Annotated in this window: 11 protein-coding genes; 1 reads left to right on the top strand and 10 read right to left on the bottom strand. The window is 70.6% G+C overall.

Annotation, left to right across the window (positions count from 1 at the left end; translation table 11 throughout):
- Window positions 1–179: 179 nt before the first annotated feature.
- From DKM19_RS09890 to DKM19_RS09850, 9 genes are all read right to left on the bottom strand, one after another.
- A complete protein-coding gene (locus DKM19_RS09890; protein ID WP_204358730.1) occupies window positions 180–1,997 on the bottom strand; it encodes a S9 family peptidase in 1,818 nt (605 codons plus the stop codon).
- Window positions 1,998–2,044: 47 nt separating this feature from the next.
- Complete coding sequence (locus DKM19_RS09885) at window positions 2,045–3,601, bottom strand: glycerol-3-phosphate dehydrogenase/oxidase (RefSeq protein WP_110695436.1); 1,557 nt, start codon at window positions 3,599–3,601, stop codon at window positions 2,045–2,047.
- 79 nt (window positions 3,602–3,680) lie between these two features.
- Window positions 3,681–5,156, bottom strand: a complete 1,476-nt coding sequence (gene glpK, locus DKM19_RS09880) for a glycerol kinase GlpK (RefSeq protein WP_110695435.1) — start codon at window positions 5,154–5,156, stop codon at window positions 3,681–3,683.
- Window positions 5,157–5,307: 151 nt separating this feature from the next.
- Window positions 5,308–6,051, bottom strand: coding sequence for an IclR family transcriptional regulator (locus DKM19_RS09875; RefSeq protein WP_110705605.1), 744 nt, complete (start codon window positions 6,049–6,051; stop codon window positions 5,308–5,310).
- Window positions 6,052–6,237: 186 nt separating this feature from the next.
- Entirely contained in the window at window positions 6,238–6,852 is a 615-nt protein-coding gene (locus DKM19_RS09870) for an isochorismatase family protein (RefSeq protein WP_110695434.1), read from the bottom strand.
- Complete coding sequence (locus tag DKM19_RS09865; RefSeq protein WP_110695433.1) at window positions 6,849–8,708, bottom strand: hydantoinase B/oxoprolinase family protein; 1,860 nt, start codon at window positions 8,706–8,708, stop codon at window positions 6,849–6,851. The genes DKM19_RS09870 and DKM19_RS09865 overlap by 4 nt, the downstream gene beginning before the upstream one ends.
- Complete coding sequence (locus DKM19_RS09860) at window positions 8,708–10,747, bottom strand: hydantoinase/oxoprolinase family protein (RefSeq protein WP_110695432.1); 2,040 nt, start codon at window positions 10,745–10,747, stop codon at window positions 8,708–8,710. The genes DKM19_RS09865 and DKM19_RS09860 overlap by 1 nt, the downstream gene beginning before the upstream one ends.
- A 312-nt stretch (window positions 10,748–11,059) precedes the next feature.
- Window positions 11,060–12,256: a CaiB/BaiF CoA-transferase family protein gene (locus tag DKM19_RS09855; protein WP_110695431.1), complete on the bottom strand. Its 1,197-nt coding sequence runs from the start codon at window positions 12,254–12,256 to the stop codon at window positions 11,060–11,062.
- Entirely contained in the window at window positions 12,253–12,882 is a 630-nt protein-coding gene (locus tag DKM19_RS09850) for a GntR family transcriptional regulator (protein WP_110695430.1), read from the bottom strand. The genes DKM19_RS09855 and DKM19_RS09850 overlap by 4 nt, the downstream gene beginning before the upstream one ends.
- Before the next feature lie 75 nt (window positions 12,883–12,957).
- Between DKM19_RS09850 and DKM19_RS09845 the strand changes: the two genes are divergently transcribed.
- A complete protein-coding gene (locus tag DKM19_RS09845; RefSeq protein ID WP_110695429.1) occupies window positions 12,958–13,848 on the top strand; it encodes a hydroxymethylglutaryl-CoA lyase in 891 nt (296 codons plus the stop codon).
- Between the two features lie 224 nt (window positions 13,849–14,072).
- On the opposite strand, the gene DKM19_RS09840 is transcribed toward DKM19_RS09845, so the two are convergent.
- Window positions 14,073–15,599: an alpha/beta hydrolase gene (locus DKM19_RS09840; protein ID WP_239514176.1), complete on the bottom strand. Its 1,527-nt coding sequence runs from the start codon at window positions 15,597–15,599 to the stop codon at window positions 14,073–14,075.
- Between the last annotated feature and the right edge of the window lie 372 nt (window positions 15,600–15,971).

The following is a 15,971-nucleotide window of genomic DNA, read 5'->3' as shown; positions in this document are numbered from 1 at the left end:
AGGAAGGGAGAAGGCGGCTCCAAGCGGGCCAGGGCCGAGAGCCTGGGCGTGCGCAGACAGCGTGCGTCCCCTGCTGCGGCCCGACACGTGACGCCGACCTCCGCCGGGCCTGGAATGACGGAGCGGCGGCCTCCCGGAAACCCGGGCGGCCGCCGCTCACTTGACGGCGTCGAGAACGCTTACGCCATCGTCAGGGTGTTGGTGACCGAGATGAGGACCACCACGGCGGCGTTGATGAAGCCGCCGATGTACGGGTTGCCGGTCGCCCGGTAGATCTTGCGGGACACCACCGCTGCGACCGCCAGGATCACCACGACCGGGAACAACCAGATGCTGTAGATGCCGCCGAACCCGTCGATCAGGTCGCCGGTCGCGAAGAACGTGCCGTACTGGGCGATCACCAGCACGAGCGGCGCGAGCGCGTTGAACAGCGCCAGTACCGCGGTGTTCAACCCCTCCTTGCCGCGCAGCGTGAACCGGTTGAAGCTGTTGATCGCCAGCGAGTTCGCGAAGAAGTAGATCAGGAACAGCGGCAGGTACAGCAGCGCGATGCCGATCTTGTCCGGGGTGAACGTCTTCACCGCGACCACCCAGAGCCGGAAGTCGGTGGTGAAGAAGTAGTCGACGACGAACACGATCGCGAACGCGGCCACCACCACGGTCAGCGCCAGCCCGATGCCGTGGAAGAACGCCCGCCAGCCCGGCAGCACGCCGAGCGCCCGCAGGTCCTGCCCGTTACCGCGGCCGAACAGCCGGTACGCGAGCGCCATGATGATCAGCCCGACGACGCCGTTCACCGCGGCCCACAGCCCGATGAAGTACGGCGCCTCCTGCGGCAACCCGGCCGGGGCGAAGTCGTCGACGCGCTGGCTCAGCCAGACGTAGCTGAAGGCGGACACGACGGCGGCGACGACGAGGCCGCCCCAGAACCAGGTGAGTCCCTTACGGGTGGTCGGCACGACCTCGGCCACGGCGGTGTTCCGCAGCCCGGCGAAGGCGCGGGTGCCGAGCAGCGCCCGGGCGAACGCGACGAGGAAGATACCGAACCCGATCAGGCCGAGGGTGTTGAAGGCCACCTTGAACTGCCACACCTGGGAGCCGGCCGCGATGGGGTTCGGCGCGCCGAGGGCCTGCTGGAAGAACTGGATCTGGCGGTCGGCGGCGGTGGCCGAGGTGTGACCCCACGGGTGGGTCTGGTTCAGGCTGTACAGCACGCGCATCGCGCCGTTCTGGTCGTACACCTGGCCGGCCACGCGCTTGTCGGTGGCCTGCGCGGGGTCGGCGCCGAAGTGCAGGAACGACTGCGCGTTGGGGGTCGAGGGGTAGTCCCGCGGCACGGTGACGACGTTGCCGTCGGCGTCGCGGCTGCGGAAGAAGAACTCGTCGTACTGGGCCTGGATGAGGCCGACGTCGCGGGTGCCGTAGATGTTCGCGTACTGCTTGGTCGTGGGGTCGCGGTAGGTCGGGTCGTTGTCGACGAGCAGCGCCGCGGCGATGAGCGGCGCAGGGGCCGCGTTGTCCTCGGCGACGGAGAAGTTCACCGCGCGGGCGCCGAAGGAGTGGCCGCTGACGCCGATCTTGCTCGCGTCCACGTACGGCAGGTCCGCGACGAGCCGCACGGCGTCGTACATGCCGGTGCCGCCGACGGCCTCGGTGTCCTCGGGCAGGTAGTCGGAGTTGCCGTGGCCGTACATGTCGATGGACACCACGACGTAGCCGCGCCGGGCGAGTTCGACGAAATTGAGGTCCTGCATCTCGCGGGTGTTGTACCAGCCGTGGCTGACGACGACCGCGGGGGCCTTGCGCTCGGCGGTGGCGGAGTCGGGTTTGAACAGCAGCGCGCTCAGCAGGTGGCCCGAGCGGGTCTCCCAGCGCATGTCCTTGATGGTGACGCTGCCGCCGGCCGTCTGCACGAACGAGGCGCCGAGGCCGGAGAGCAGGCACAGCACGAGGGACAGGGCGAGCCAGAATCCATTGCGGCGCAAAAGGGGCTTCATGGTGGTACCTACTTGTATGGGGGGTTACCGGGGAGTGAGAGGCGGGGTCAGGCCGAGGTGAGCAGGGCGGAGATGCGCTCGCGGATCTGGGGGGTGTCCAGGCCGCGGACGGTCAGGGTGGTGCGGCGGCGCACGACGTCGTCGACGGTGGCCGCCCACTCGTGGTCACGGGCGTAGACGGCCTGGGCCCAGATGTCCGGCCCGCCGGGGTGGATGCGCTCACCGAGCGCCGGGTCCTCGCGGATGAGCCGGGCCAGGTCGAAGGCGATGGTGCCGTAGTGGGTGGCCAAGTGCCGGGCGACCAGCGGATCCATCCGGGCGCCGGGCTCGCGGTCGGTCCACAGCCGCATGGCCACCGCGTCCGGGCTGGCCAGCCCGGGTAGCGGCACCGCGGGCAGGATGTCGGCCAGGTCGTCGCCGAGCGGCCGGCCGGGCAGCCGGGACAGCGTGTTCAGCACGTGCCGGCCGATGTGCCGGTACGTGGTCCACTTGCCGCCGGCGACCGAGAGCATGCCGCCACGGCCGCGGGTGACCACGGTCTCCCGGCGCGCCGCGGCGACGTCGCCGGGGCCGCCGGGCAGCACCCGCAGCCCGGCGAAGGCGTAGGTGATGTCCTCGCGGCGCAGCCGGTCCGTGCGCACCGACAGTCCGGCCTCGGCGAGGATCTGGTCGATGTCGGCGTCGGTGGCGCGCACCTCGGCGGGGTCGCCCTCGTACGCCTCGTCGGTGGTGCCGAGCAGCAGGTGGTCCTCCCACGGGATGGCGAACGCGACCCGGTGCCGGTCGATCGGCGTGGTGAGCGCCGCCTTCCACGGCTCGTCGCGGCGCAGCACCAGGTGCGCGCCCTTGGACAGCCGCACGCTGGGCGCGGCCCCGGGGTCCTCCATCCGGCGCAGCCGGTCCACCCAGGGGCCGGTGGCGTTCAGCACCAGCCGGGCCTCGACGCCGAACTCGCTGCCGTCGAGGCGGTCGCGCAGCTCGGCGCCGCAGACCTGGCCGGAGCGGGTGCGCAGGCCAGTGACCTCGGCGTGGTTGAGCACCACGGCGCCGGCGTCCACCGCGGCGCGCACCGTCATCACCGCGACGCGGCTGTCGTTCATCTGGTGGTCGCCGTAGACGGCGGCGGCGCGCAACCCGTCGGTGCGCAGCGCGGGCACCTTCGCCACGGCCTGGCGCGGCGTGATCAGCCGCCCGGGGCCGTCGCCGAACGCCGACAGCGCCGAGTACAGGAACACCCCGGCGCCCAGCTTGGCCGCGCCGTGCGGGCCGCCGCGGTAGATCGGCACCACGAACTGCAGCGGCTTCACCAGGTGCGGCGCGACGTCGGCGGCGAGCGCTCGGCGCTCCCGGTGGTTCTCGGCGACCAGCTTGAGGTTGCCGTTCTGCAGGTACCGCAGGCCGCCGTGCACGAGCTTGGAGGAGGCGCTGGAAGTGGCTCCGGCGAAGTCGCCGGCGTCCACCATGGCCGCCCGCAACCCGGCCTGGCAGGCCATCCAGGTGACCGCGATGCCGAGGATGCCGCCGCCGATGACGAGCAGGTCGTAGCCGGTGCCGGACAGCTCCTCACGGGTCGCGGCGCGCAGGTCGCGGGTGGCGATGGTCATGGATGTGTCCCCTTCGTACGGAGGTCGCCGAGTGGGCCGGCGGAGAGCTGATGCACCGTCGCCGGTACGGACGGGGGGGTCAGTTCTCGACCCAGTCGAGGGTGCGGGCGACCGCCTTCTTCCAGTTGCGGTACTCGCGCTCGCGCACCTCCGGGCCTATGCGCGGCTGCCATTCGGCGGCCTTGTGCCAGTTGGCGCGCAGGCTGTCGGTGTCCGGCCAGTAGCCGATGGCCAGGCCCGCGGCGTAGGCGGCGCCGAGCGCGGTGGTCTCGGCCACCATCGGCCGTACCACCGAGACCGCGAGCACGTCGGCGAGGGTCTGCATGAGCAGGTGGTCGGCGGTCATGCCGCCGTCGGCGCGCAGCGAGGTGAGCGCCAGGCCGGCATCGGCGTTCATCGCGTCGACCACCTCGCGGGTCTGGAACGCGGTGGCCTCCAGCACGGCCCGCGCGATGTGGCCCTTGTTGACGAACGCGGTGAGCCCGGCGATGACGCCGCGGGCGTCGGACCGCCAGTGCGGGGCGAACAGGCCGGAGAAGGCGGGCACGAAGTAGCAGCCGCCGTTGTCGTCCACGGTGCGGGCGAGCGTCTCGATCTCGGCGGCGGTGGAGATGAGGCCGAGGTTGTCGCGCAGCCACTGCACCAGCGATCCGGTGACCGCGATCGCGCCCTCCAGCGCGTACACCGCGGGGGTGTCGCCGATCTGGTACCCGACCGTGGTGAGCAGGCCGTGCTTGGAGGCGATCGGCTCGCGGCCGGTGTTCATCAGCAGGAAGCTGCCCGAGCCGTAGGTGGACTTGACCTCGCCGGGCGCGAAGCACGCCTGGCCGAACAGCGCGGCCTGCTGGTCGCCGAGCGCGGCGGCGACCGGGATGCCGGCGGCCGTGCGGCCGTACACCTCGGACGAGGGGCGGATCTGCGGCAGCATCGCGCGGGGCACGGCCAGCACGTCGAGCAGTTCGTCGTCCCAGTCCAGGGTGTGGATGTTCATCATCAGGGTGCGGCTGGCGTTGGTCACGTCGGTGACGTGCCGGCCGGTGAGCTTCCAGATGAGCCAGCTGTCCACGGTGCCGAACAGCACCTCGCCACGCTCGGCCCGCTCACGCAGCCCCGGTGTGCCGTCCAGCAGCCAGCGTACTTTCGGCCCGGAGAAGTACGTGGCGAGCGGCAGCCCGGTGCGGTCACGGAACAGCTGCTCGTGCGCGGCGAGGGAGCGGACCAGCGCGTCGGTGCGGGTGTCCTGCCAGACGATGGCGGGGCAGACCGGGCGGCCGGTGGCCCGGTCCCACAGCACCGCGGTCTCCCGCTGGTTGGTGATGCCGAGCGCGGCGATCTGGCCGCTGTCGATGCCGGCGCCGCCGATCGCCTCGTCCAGCACGCCGCTGACGACCTGCCAGATCTCCTCTGCGTCGTGCTCCACCCAGCCGGGCTTCGGGTAGATCTGCCGGTGCTCGCGCTGGGCGACGGAGATGATGCTGCCGTCCCGGTCGAACACGATGCATCGGCTCGACGTGGTGCCTTGGTCGATGGAGGCGACGTAGTCCTGTCGGGGCACGGATTTCCTCGCAAGTTCTTGGATAATGGTTCGGCATCGCCGAACGCTGAGGGGAATATTATTCGGTCACCGGGGCAAGTCAATAGGGTTTCCCGGACGTTTCCGGACATTTCCTCATGTTTCGGCAGTGTTCACCGGAGGGGGTGTGCGCTCAGCGGGCCAGGTCGCGGCTGATCGCGCGGGCCGCGTCGCGCACGTAGGAGACCAGCACCATCTGCGGCTCGCCGTCCTCGGTGAGCCGCTCGATGGCGCCACGGATGCCGATCGCGCCGACCACCACGCCGTGGTCCTTGATCGGCGCGGCGATGGACACCTCGCCCTCCTCCAGTTCCTCCAGGTCACAGGCCCAGCCCTGGGTGCGCACCAGGTCGAGCTCGACCTCCAGGGCGGCGACTTCGGTGAGGGTGCGCGGGGTGCAGGCGGCGAGAGGCCGCGCGGGGTCGATGTAGGGATCGGCGGCGAGCAGCACCTTGCCGAGCGCGGTGGCGTGCGCCGGCAGGTGCGCGCCGACCTGCAGCACCTGCATGCTGTCGTCGGGCCGGAACCCGTGATGGATGACGAGCACCTGGCCCTCGTGCAGGGTGCCGATCCACACGCTCTCCCGGCTCCTGCCGGCCAGGCCGTCGGCCCAGTTCAGCGAACGTGCCCGCAGCTCGTTGAGGTCAAGGTAACTGCCGCCCAGGGCGAGCAGCGTGGCGCCCAGCCGGTACTTGCCGCTGGCCCGGTCCTGCTCGACGAAACCCACGTGCACCAGCGTGCGCAGGATCCCGTGCAGCGTCCCCTTCGGCAGCCCCATCGCCGTGGCCAGCTCGGCCACGCCGAGCTGGCGCGAACCGGAAGCGAGTAGCCGCAGGATGGCCGCGGCGCGCTCGACGGATTGAATCGTCTCTCCCACGCCGCTACCGTACCGCGCGTTCGGCATTGCCGAACACCAAGCGATGCCCGTCCGGCTCCCCGAGCCGTGGGCGGGCGATGACGACGCCGCGGCCGTGCTGTGCCGCGGGCATCACGTGCAAGCCGGCGGCTTGCACGTGATGTGAACGTCAAGTTCTACGGTCGTCGAGTCATGCCGTGAGAACCCTCAGACCCACCCCGCCAGCCGGGCGATCACCTCGGTGTCGTCCCAGACCTCTCCGTACTTGGCCTGGATGTCGAACAGGTTCGCCTCGTGCGGCCCGGGGTCGCGATCGCCGACGGCCTGGCGGACGACGACGGGCACGAAGCCGTGCTGGACGGCGTCGACGGCGGTGGCCCGGACGCACCCGCTGGTGGAGACACCGGTGACGATCAGGGTGTCGACGCCCAGGGCCGTGAGGGTGGAGGCCAGGCTGGTGCCGAAGAAGGCGCTGGCGTACTGCTTGACGATCACCAGCTCGCCGGGCAGCGGGGTCACCTCGGGCATCAGGGCGCCGAGCGGGCCGTCGCCCACCAGGTGACGCAGCGGGGCGACCTTGCGGAAGAACAGGCCGCCGTCGACGCCGCCGGGACCGTAGGCGACGCGTGTGTGGATGACGGGGACGCCGGCGTCGCGGGCCGCGAGAAGGACGCGGGCCGCCGCGTCCAGGCAGTCGCGCGAGCCCATGTACAGCTCGGCGCCCGGCTCGAAGTAGGCGCGCATCAGGTCGATGAGGACGAGTGCCGGGCGCTCCCCGAACGGCAGGGTGCGCCCGAACACCTCCTCGTGGTCCCTGATCACACCCGGACCGGCGGCTTCGGGGCCGGCAGGCCGGTCTCCTCCTCGCAGCGGGCGAGGATCTCCTCCATCGGAGGTCCCATGTTGAACACCGACGGCTCCGGCCGGGTCGCGCGCAGCCGCTCGCGCAGTTCCGCGGTGGCGCCGGTGTCCACGGTGCCGTCCTGATCACACACGACCCCGTAGGTCGCGGCGCCCTCGGCGGTCACCAGGCCGCGCCGTACCTCCAGGCCGACCAGGGCCGGGTCGCGCTCCAGCGGGTCGCCCCACCCGCCCCCGCCCCAGGTGACGAAGTGCAGCAGGTCGCCGGGCCTGACCGGCACATCGTGGATCTTGCTGGGCAGCGTCTCCACCCGGCCGTCGGCCCGCTCGATCCACTTGCGTCCGCGCGCGCCCGGCTCGCCGGCGTTGACGCCCCAGGGATAGGTGAGCCAGCGGTCGTCGTGGATGGCGATCGTTCCGGGCTCCAGGAACCGGTAGGCCACGTCCACACCGTTGCCGCCGCGGTGCAGCCCGGCGCCGCCGGTGTCGGCGACGGTCTCCCAGCGCTCGATGCGCATCGGGTAGTACGACTCGAGGAACTCGCAGGGAATGTTCGTGAACGAGGGCCACAGCGAGTGCCCGTCGGGTCCGTCGCCGATCGGGCGGCCGGGGATGCCGCCGAAGCCGATGGAGTAGAGCTGGAACCACTCCCCCGTGTCGGAGCGGTTCCCCGAGTACATGAAGTGCGGGGAGGAGGAGAAGCCGGCCGCGTTGAGCAGGTCGGGGGTCTTCTGCCCGAGCAGCCCGCCGAACAGGTCGAAGATGCGGCCGATGCCGTGGTTGCGGGCGTTCAGCGCGGCGGGATACTCCGGCTTCCAGAACGACTTCTCCGGGATGTGCACGTCGACCAGGGGGTAGAAACCGTCGTTCCAGAGGATCTGCGGGTCGGCCACCGTGATCAGGTAGATGCCGAAGAACATCCGGGCGAGGTTCTCGTTGATGTAGTAGTTGATGGGTCCCTGGGCCTGCGGGTCGCTGCCCGAGAAGTCCAGCAGCACCTTGTCCCCGGTGCGGGTCAGCGAGAGCACCAGCTTGTACGGGCCGTAGCCGACGCCGTCGTCGCAGATGTAGTCGGCGAAGGTGAGCGTCTCGCCGTCCTCGAACAGCATCGACAGCAGCGTCTTCATCGCGTCGTAGTTGCGCTGGAGCAGGGCGTCGAGTGCCGAGGTGTAGGTGTCGGCGCCGAACCGGGCGCACAGCTCCTGGATCCGCCGCGACGCCGTACGGCAGGCGGCGATGATGCCGTTGAGGTCGGCGCGGTTCCAGTCGGGCTGGCGGACCTGGTTGAGGATGATGCGCAGCGCGTCCTCGTTGAGCACGCCCTTGGAGTAGAGCTTGAAGGGCGGGATGACCACGCCCTCCTCGAAGATGGTGCGCGCGTCGGTGGGCATCGAGCAGGGGGTCTTGCCGCCGACGTCGGACATGTGGCCGAACATCGACGCCCAGCCCACGACCCGCCCCGCCACGTAGATGGGCATGACGACCAGCCAGTCGTTGGCGTGGCTGATCGCGCCGTCGCAGGAGTAGGGGTCCGAGGTGAGCAGCACGTCGCCCTCCTCGATCGTTCCCTCGAAGCCGTCGAGCAGCGCCGGGATCGACAGGCCGAACTGGCCGACGACCATCCGCCCGGAGGGGTCGCCGATCAGCGGGAACTCGTCGTGCTGCTCGCGGATGCCGGGCGAGAGGGCGGTGCGGAACAGCACCTCGTCCATCTCGTAGCGGGCGTTGCGCAGCGCGTTCTCGATGATGTCGATGGTGATCGGGTCGACGTCCACCGGGGTGAGCGGTGCCGTCGCGGTCTCGATGATCTGAGCCATCACGCCTCCACGGGACTGATGAGCAGGCAGCCGCTCTCGTGCGCGAAGGCGGCGTGGCCGGGCAGGACAAGGGTGGTGGAGTCCATCTCGACGACGATCGCCGGACCCTGGACGATGTTGCCGGCCAGCAGTTTCGACCGGTCGTAGACGGAGGTCTCGGCCCAGCCGCCCTCGACCCAGACCTTGTGGGTGCCGGTGACGGCGGCCGAGGCGTCCCCGGTGCCCTCGGCCAGCGCCGCCGGCTGGACGTTGGGGCGCGGGCCGCTGACCGCGGCGCGGGCGCTGACCAGCTCGTGCTCGTTTCCGAGCAGGAAGGAGAAGAGCCGTTCGTGCTCGGCGTCGAAGGCCTTGCCGAGCGCGTCGAGCCCGGTTCCCGGCTCCAGGGTGATCGGGATCTCGAAGCCCTGGCCGTGGTAGCGGACGTCGACCTGGTAGGTCACGGTCTGCGCGTCCCGGTCGATGCCCTCGGCCTCCAGGGTCGCGGCCGCCGTCTCGGCGAGCTCGGCGAGCAGGTCGGCCAGCTCGGCGTCGGTGAGCCGGGAGAAGCGGCGGATGTGGGTGCGGGCGGCCTCGTCGCGCAGGGAGGTGGTGGCGTCGCCGTACGCGCAGAGCACGCCGGGTGACGGCGGGATGATGACCGGCCACGAGCCGGTGAGCCTGCCGAGCGCGTTGGCGTGCAGCGGGCCGGCGCCGCCGAAGGCGACGAGCGCGAAGTCTCGGGGGTCGAAGCCCTGCTGCACCGAGACCAGGCGCAGCGCGCCGAACATGTTCTCGTTGACGATGTCGACGATGCCCTGGGCGGCGGCCTCGGCGGACGGCAGGCCCATCGCGTCGGCGATCCGCTGTACGGCCTGGTGCGCGCGTTCGCGGTCCAGCACGATCTCGCCGCCGGCCAGCTGGGCCGGCAGGTAGCCGAGGACCACGTTGGCGTCGGTGACGGTCGGATCCTCGCCGCCCCTGTCGTACGCCGCGGGTCCGGGAACGGCGCCGGCGGACTGCGGGCCGACGCGCAGCGCGCGGGTCAGCTCGGGCACGTGCGCGATCGATCCGCCGCCCGCGCCGACGGTGCGCACGTCCACCGAGGCCGACCGGACCGCCAGGTCGCCGACCTTGGTCTCACGGCCGGTACGCGGCTGCAGGTTCTGCACGAGGGCGACGTCGGTGGAGGTGCCGCCCATGTCGAAGGTGAGGAAGTCGGGGAAGCCGGCCTGTTCGGCGACCCAGGTGGCGCCCGCGACGCCGCCGGCCGGTCCGGACAGCAGCAGGTTCACCGGGGCGGCCGCGGCCGCGGCGGCCGAGGCGAGGCCTCCGTCGCTGCGCAGGACGTAGAGGTTGCCGTCGACGCCGCCACCGGCGATCTTCGTGGCGAGGTTGTCCATGTAGCGGGCGACCTGGGGCTGGACGTAGGAGTTGACGACCGTGGTGATCGTCCGCTCGTACTCGCGCATCTCCGGCAGGACCTCCGAGGAGATCGAGATCGGCACACCCGGCAGCTCCTCGGCGGCGATCTCGGCGACCCGTCGCTCGTGACCGTCGAACGCGTAGGAGTTGATCAGTGAGACCGCCAGGGCCTCGACGCCCTTCAGCCGGCGCAGGGAGACCCGCAGGGACTCCTCGTCGAGCGCGGTGACGACCGAGCCGTCGGCGGCGACCCGCTCGACCGCCTCGACGGTGTCCTCCAGGGCGGCCAGCGGTTCGGGCTTGGGCCAGATGATCCAGCCGGCCAGGCCTCCCGGCACGAAGGACCGGGCGATCTGCAGCACCTGCCGGAACCCGGCGGTGGTGACCAGTCCGACCCGGGCGCCCTTGCCCTCCAGGATCGCGTTGGTCGCGACGGTGGTGCCGTGCAGCACCTGGCCGATCTCCGCCAGCGAGATCCCGGCCTCGGCGCACGCCTTCTCGATTCCGGCCAGGACGCCGACGGACTGGTCGTGGGGGGTGGAGGGGGTCTTGGCGCGGAAGGTACGCCCCGAATCCTGGTCGATCAGGAGGATGTCGGTGAACGTCCCTCCGACGTCCACCCCTAGCCGGTAACGCATGGCGGTGCTCCTTTCAGAGCCCTTTGTTCAGGTCAGAGTCCTTCGTGCGGGGGTGGTGCGGGTCATGGCTTCGGGTGTCGGATGACGCCCTCTGCCGTCAGGGTTCGTCGGGACTGCGGCTTCGGATGACGCCCTCTGCCGTCAGGATTCGTCGGGACTGCGGCTTCGGATGACGCCCTCTGCCGTCAGGATTCGTCGGGACTGCGGCTTCGGATGACGGACGACGCCGTCGGCCGTCAGGGTTCGTATGAGTTGTGGGTCCGGGTGTCGGACGACCCCCGGCGGGGTTCGTACGGGTCGTGGTCGCGGGTGTCAGATGACGCCGTCGGCCGCGAGAGCGGCGATCTCCTCGGTGCTCAGGCCGAGCAGACCTCGGTAGACCTCGTCGTTGTGCCGGCCGAGCTCGGGTCCGACGGCGCGCACGCTGCCGGGGGTCGCCGACAGCTTGGGCACGACGTTCTGCATCGCCAACTCGCCGAACTCCGGGTGGGGAACGCGCACGATCGCCTCGCGCGCCGCGAAGTGGGGGTCGTCGAACATGTCCTTGGCCCGGTAGATGCGCCCGGCGGGGACACCGCTCTCATTGAGCAGCGTGAGCAGTTTCTCGGCGGAGAATCCCGCCGTCCAGGCGGCGATCATCTCGTCGAGCTCGGCCATGTGCTCGCCGCGCGCGCCGTGCGTGGCGTAGCGGGGGTCCTCGGCCAGCTCGTCCGCGCCCATCACCGCGGCCAGCCGGCGGAACACGCTGTCCTGGTTGGCGGCGATGAGGATGGAGTCGCCGTCCTTGGTGGGGTAGACGTTGCTCGGCGAGACGTTGGGCAGCACGGAGCCGGTGCGCTCGCGCTGGTAGGAGGCCTGCTGCCACTCCGGCAGCATCGACTCCATCATCGCGAGCACGGCCTCGTAGATCGCCGAGTCGACGACCTGGCCCTGCCCGCTGCGGTCGCGCTCGTGCAGCGCGACCAGGGTGCCGATGCAGGCGTGCATGGCGGCGAGGGAGTCGCCGAGCGAGATCCCCGCGCGCGACGGCGGCCGGTCGGGGTCGCCGGTGACGTAGCGGATGCCGCCCATGGCCTCGCCGATCGAGCCGTACCCGGCCTGCGGCGCGTACGGTCCCGTCTGGCCGTACCCGGTGACCCGGGTGATGACCAGCCGGGGGTTGATCGCGTACAGCTCCTCGGGGGACATTCCCCAGCGCTCCAGGGTGCCGGGCCGGAAGTTCTCCAGCAGCACGTCCGCCTTCGCGATCAGACCGCGGACCAGCTCCTGGCCCCGGGGGGTGCGCAGGTCGCACGTCACCGACTTCTTGTTGCGCGCCACGACCGGCCACCACAGCGACTTGCCGTACGGCTTCTCCCGGCCCCACTGCCGCATCGGGTCGCCTCGCCCCGGATCCTCGACCTTGATCACCTCGGCGCCGAAGTCGCCGAGCAGCTGCCCGCAGAACGGTCCGGCCAGCAGCTGGCCGAGCTCGACGACGCGCACGTCGGCGAGCGGAAGGCCTCTCATTCGTTCTCCTGTCGACGGGGACCCAGCAGTGACGCCCTGGCCGAGAACAGGTGGGCGCGCATGACGGCCTCCGCCCATTCCGGGTCCCCGGCCCGTATGGCTGCCGCGATCTCGATGTGGTGGTTGACGCTGCGCCGCATGGCCTCCTCGTCGAAGGAGCTGTACGTGCGCAGCAGCACGGCCGAGTGGATCAGTGAGCTGATCGACTGGGCGAGCACCGCGCTGGAGCCGAGCCGTACCAGGGACTGGTGGAACTCGGCGTTGAGCCGGTAGACCGCGTCCTGGTCACCCCGCGCGGCGTGCTCCCTTATGGCGACGGCGACCTCGTGAAGGGCGTCGGCGTCCTGCGGCGTCGCGAGGGCCGTCGCCTGGCGGGCGGCGAGCCCCTCGATCCTGGCCCGCAGCTCGAAGATCGTCTCCAGGTCCTGCCGGGGGTACTCCACGACCCGGGCGCCCTTGTTGGCCGTGATGTCGACGAGCCCCTCGGACTGCAGCCGCCGCAGCGCGTCGCGGACCGGGGTCCGGCTGACGCCGAGCGCCTCGGCCAGCTCGACCTCGCCGAGCCGGTCACCGGGGGCGTACTGGCCCCCGAGGATCAGGCTACGAACATCATCAACCACCGACATGTGTACATTCCTCCGAGCGAGATGTCACCATGATGGGGATATGCCCGGCTTATGACAAGGGGTTGCATACAATCCATGAATATCGAGGTGGTCGAGGTCGGTCCGCGTGACGGCCTGCAGAACGAGTCGGTGATCGTGCCCACCGCCGCGAAGGTGGCCTATGTCGAGGCGCTGGTCGCCGCGGGCCTGAGGCGGATCGAGGCCGTCAGCTTCGTGCATCCGGTACGGGTGCCGCAGATGGCGGACGCCGAGGAGGTCATGGCGCGGGTGCCCCGCGTCTCCGGGGTCCGTTACGCCGGGCTGGTGCTCAACGAGCGCGGCCTGGACCGGGCGTTGAAAGCCGGGATGGACGAGGTGAACGTCGTCGTGGTCGCCACCGAGACCTTCTCCCAACGCAATCAGGGCATGTCGGTCGACGACGCGGTCCGCGGCTTCGGCGTGATCGCGGGCCGCGCGCGCGAGGCCGGGCTCGGGGTGACGCTGACCGTGGGCGCGAGCTTCGGCTGCCCGTTCGAGGGCGAGGTCGACCCCGCGCGGGTCGCCGAGCTGGTACGGCGGTGCCCGGAGGCGCAGGAGGTCGCGCTGGCCGACACCATCGGCGTCGGCGTCCCGTCCGACGTGCGCCGCCTGGTGGAGGCGGTCGGCGAGGTCTCGGCTCGCCCCCTGCGGTTCCACTTCCACAACACCCGCAACACCGGCTACGCCAACGCCCTCGCCGCCCTGGAAGCGGGCGCCGCCGCCCTGGACGCCAGCGCCGGCGGCATCGGCGGCTGCCCCTTCGCCCCCGCCGCGACCGGCAACATCGCCACCGAGGACCTGCTCTACCTGCTGCACCGCTCGGGGGTGACGACCGGCGCCGACCTGCCCGGCGTGCTCGCCGCCGCGGCCCTCATCGAGGCCGAGCTGGGAGAGCGGTTGCCCGCCCAGCTCGGCCGCGCGGGCATCTGGCCCGCGACCGGCCCCTGACACCCCGCGGAGAACAACCCGCCCACCGGCCGGGGCGGGTGGGCGGGTTGGCTCCCGTCGACGCCCCGCGGCTCAGCCGAGGCGTCCGGGCCCTGGTCGTCCCGCCGCCGATTCGCGCCCTACCGGCACGTTGAGGCGGTGATCAGCCATGTCCGCGGCGGACGCGGGCCTCGGGGCGGCTCCCGTTGACGCCCCGTGGCTCCAGCCGTTCGACGGCCCCCAGATCATCGCTCCGTCGATGCGACCTCGGGGCAGCGAGCGCCGGCCTGTGGGGCCGTGCGGGAGATCAGATAGCGATCGACCAGCTGGTCGACACATGAGGAGCCCATCCGGTAGGCCGTGTGACCGTCTCCGTCGTAGCTGATCAACCTGCCCGAGGACAGCTGGGACGCCAGGGCCTGGGCCCACGCGTACGGCGTGGCGGGATCACGCGTGGTGCCCACGACCACGATGGGAGGAGCGCCTTCCGCGCGAAGCGGCTTGTCGGTGGCCGTGGTCTTGACCGGCCAGTAGGCGCATGTCGGGGAGCCTCCCGCGACGTAGGCGCCGAAGTGCGGGGCCCCGGTCATCTCCTTGCGGGACTCCTCCTCGTAGCCCGAAACCGTCTTCGGGTAGGAATGGTCAAGGCAGTTGATGGCGACGTTGGCGTCGGTCTCGTTGGCGTAGGTGCCGTTGGGATACCGCTCGTTGTACATGTCGGCTATCTGCAGAATGCTCGTGCCGTTGCCCTTGAAGGCCGCGGCGAGGGCCCGTCGCAGGCCGGGCCATTCCGTGCGGTCGTAGAGGGGGGCCAGGACGCCGGTCACGACCATGGATTCGTTGATCTTCCGGCTGTCGAGGGTGTTGCGCAGCGGAGTCTTGTCGGCCCGGTGCAGCAGGTCGGTGAGCTGGTTGAAGGCCTCGTCCTTCTGATGACTCGTGAACGGGCAGTTCGTGCGCTGGAAGCAGTCGCCGAGGAAGGACCTGAAGGCCACCTCGAAGCTGCGTGCCTGGGCTCCGTTCAATTGGAGCAGGGACAGCGTGGGATCGATGGCGCCGTCGAGGACCAGGGCGCGCACTTTCTTGGGGAACAGGTTCGCGTACACGGCGCCCAGGTAGGTGCCGTACGACTTCCCCAGGTAGGTCAGCCCGGAGTCCCCGAGAGCCGCCCTCATCACGTCCATGTCACGAGCGGCGTCGGCCGTGCCGACATGGGGAAGGAGTTTCGCCGACCTGGCCTCGCACGCCGCGGCGAACTTCTGCCCTCCCTGCTCCAGGGCCTTGGTCTCGGCGGGTGAGTCCGGGGTCGCGTCCAGGCTGAGGTACTGGTCGAGTTGCGGGCCGGTGAGGCACCGTACGGGGGCCGAGGCGCCCACACCCCTCGGATCGAAGCCGACGACGTCGAACCGCGATCGGACATCCGACGACAGAACGGATGTGGCCGCCCTGGCGTAGTCGATGCCGGAGCCGCCGGGACCACCGGGGTTGATGACGATCGAGCCGATCCGCTTGCCGCGTGCCGGAAGACGGATCATGCCGATCTTTATCTTCTCTCCGGTGGGCTGGGCGTAGTCGAGCGGCACGGTCAGCTTCGTGCACTGGAAGCCGTCGCGGCAGCCGGACCAGGCCAGCCGCTGGCTGTAGTACGTCTGGAGAGAAGCCGTGGGGGCCCGGGTCGCAGACTCCGGGGGCGGCCGTTGCCCGGGGGCGGCGAAGCCCGTCACGAGGAGGCCCATGACAAGGGGCGTGACGATGAGGTGAGCGCGTCCCATATTTTCTGTCCTTCGCTCTGAATGATTGGAGGATTCATCTGCTCTTGAGTGGCAGACGCCATAACTCGCGGCTCCCCTGGATGCCGCCTGTGAGATGTGGCGTTTATGTGAGTAAGACGATCTCGCCGCGGAGCAGGACATTGATTGCTCTGCTCACCGTGCGAAAACTCGCAGCGCGCATCGCATGCCCACGGCCACAGGCCGTGACATGTGATGGAATGCCTTGACAGATGGGCCGCAGTCCGCAGGTCATTCTTGTCCGAGGCGAGGTCAACCGCGAGAAACCGGCTGATGGTTCTCGTCGCCCAGGTGGCTCGGGTGCGCATTTTTTATATGGAAAAGCGACGCGATAAAGCTGGCCGTAGCGATGAA

Source organism: Streptosporangium sp. 'caverna', from assembly GCF_003203775.1.
GTDB lineage: Bacteria > Actinomycetota > Actinomycetes > Streptosporangiales > Streptosporangiaceae > Streptosporangium > Streptosporangium subroseum.
This window is presented reverse-complemented; position numbering and strand designations above follow the sequence as displayed.

Coding starts and splice junctions, on each gene's coding strand:
- DKM19_RS09890 (WP_204358730.1), bottom strand. CDS start 1,997: ATGAAGCCCCTTTTGCGCCGCAATGGATTCTGGCTCGCCCTGTCCCTC.
- DKM19_RS09885 (WP_110695436.1), bottom strand. CDS start 3,601: ATGACCATCGCCACCCGCGACCTGCGCGCCGCGACCCGTGAGGAGCTG.
- DKM19_RS09865 (WP_110695433.1), bottom strand. CDS start 8,708: ATGGCTCAGATCATCGAGACCGCGACGGCACCGCTCACCCCGGTGGAC.
- DKM19_RS09860 (WP_110695432.1), bottom strand. CDS start 10,747: ATGCGTTACCGGCTAGGGGTGGACGTCGGAGGGACGTTCACCGACATC.
- DKM19_RS09855 (WP_110695431.1), bottom strand. CDS start 12,256: ATGAGAGGCCTTCCGCTCGCCGACGTGCGCGTCGTCGAGCTCGGCCAG.
- DKM19_RS09850 (WP_110695430.1), bottom strand. CDS start 12,882: ATGTCGGTGGTTGATGATGTTCGTAGCCTGATCCTCGGGGGCCAGTAC.
- DKM19_RS09845 (WP_110695429.1), top strand. CDS start 12,958: ATGAATATCGAGGTGGTCGAGGTCGGTCCGCGTGACGGCCTGCAGAAC.
- DKM19_RS09840 (WP_239514176.1), bottom strand. CDS start 15,599: ATGGGACGCGCTCACCTCATCGTCACGCCCCTTGTCATGGGCCTCCTC.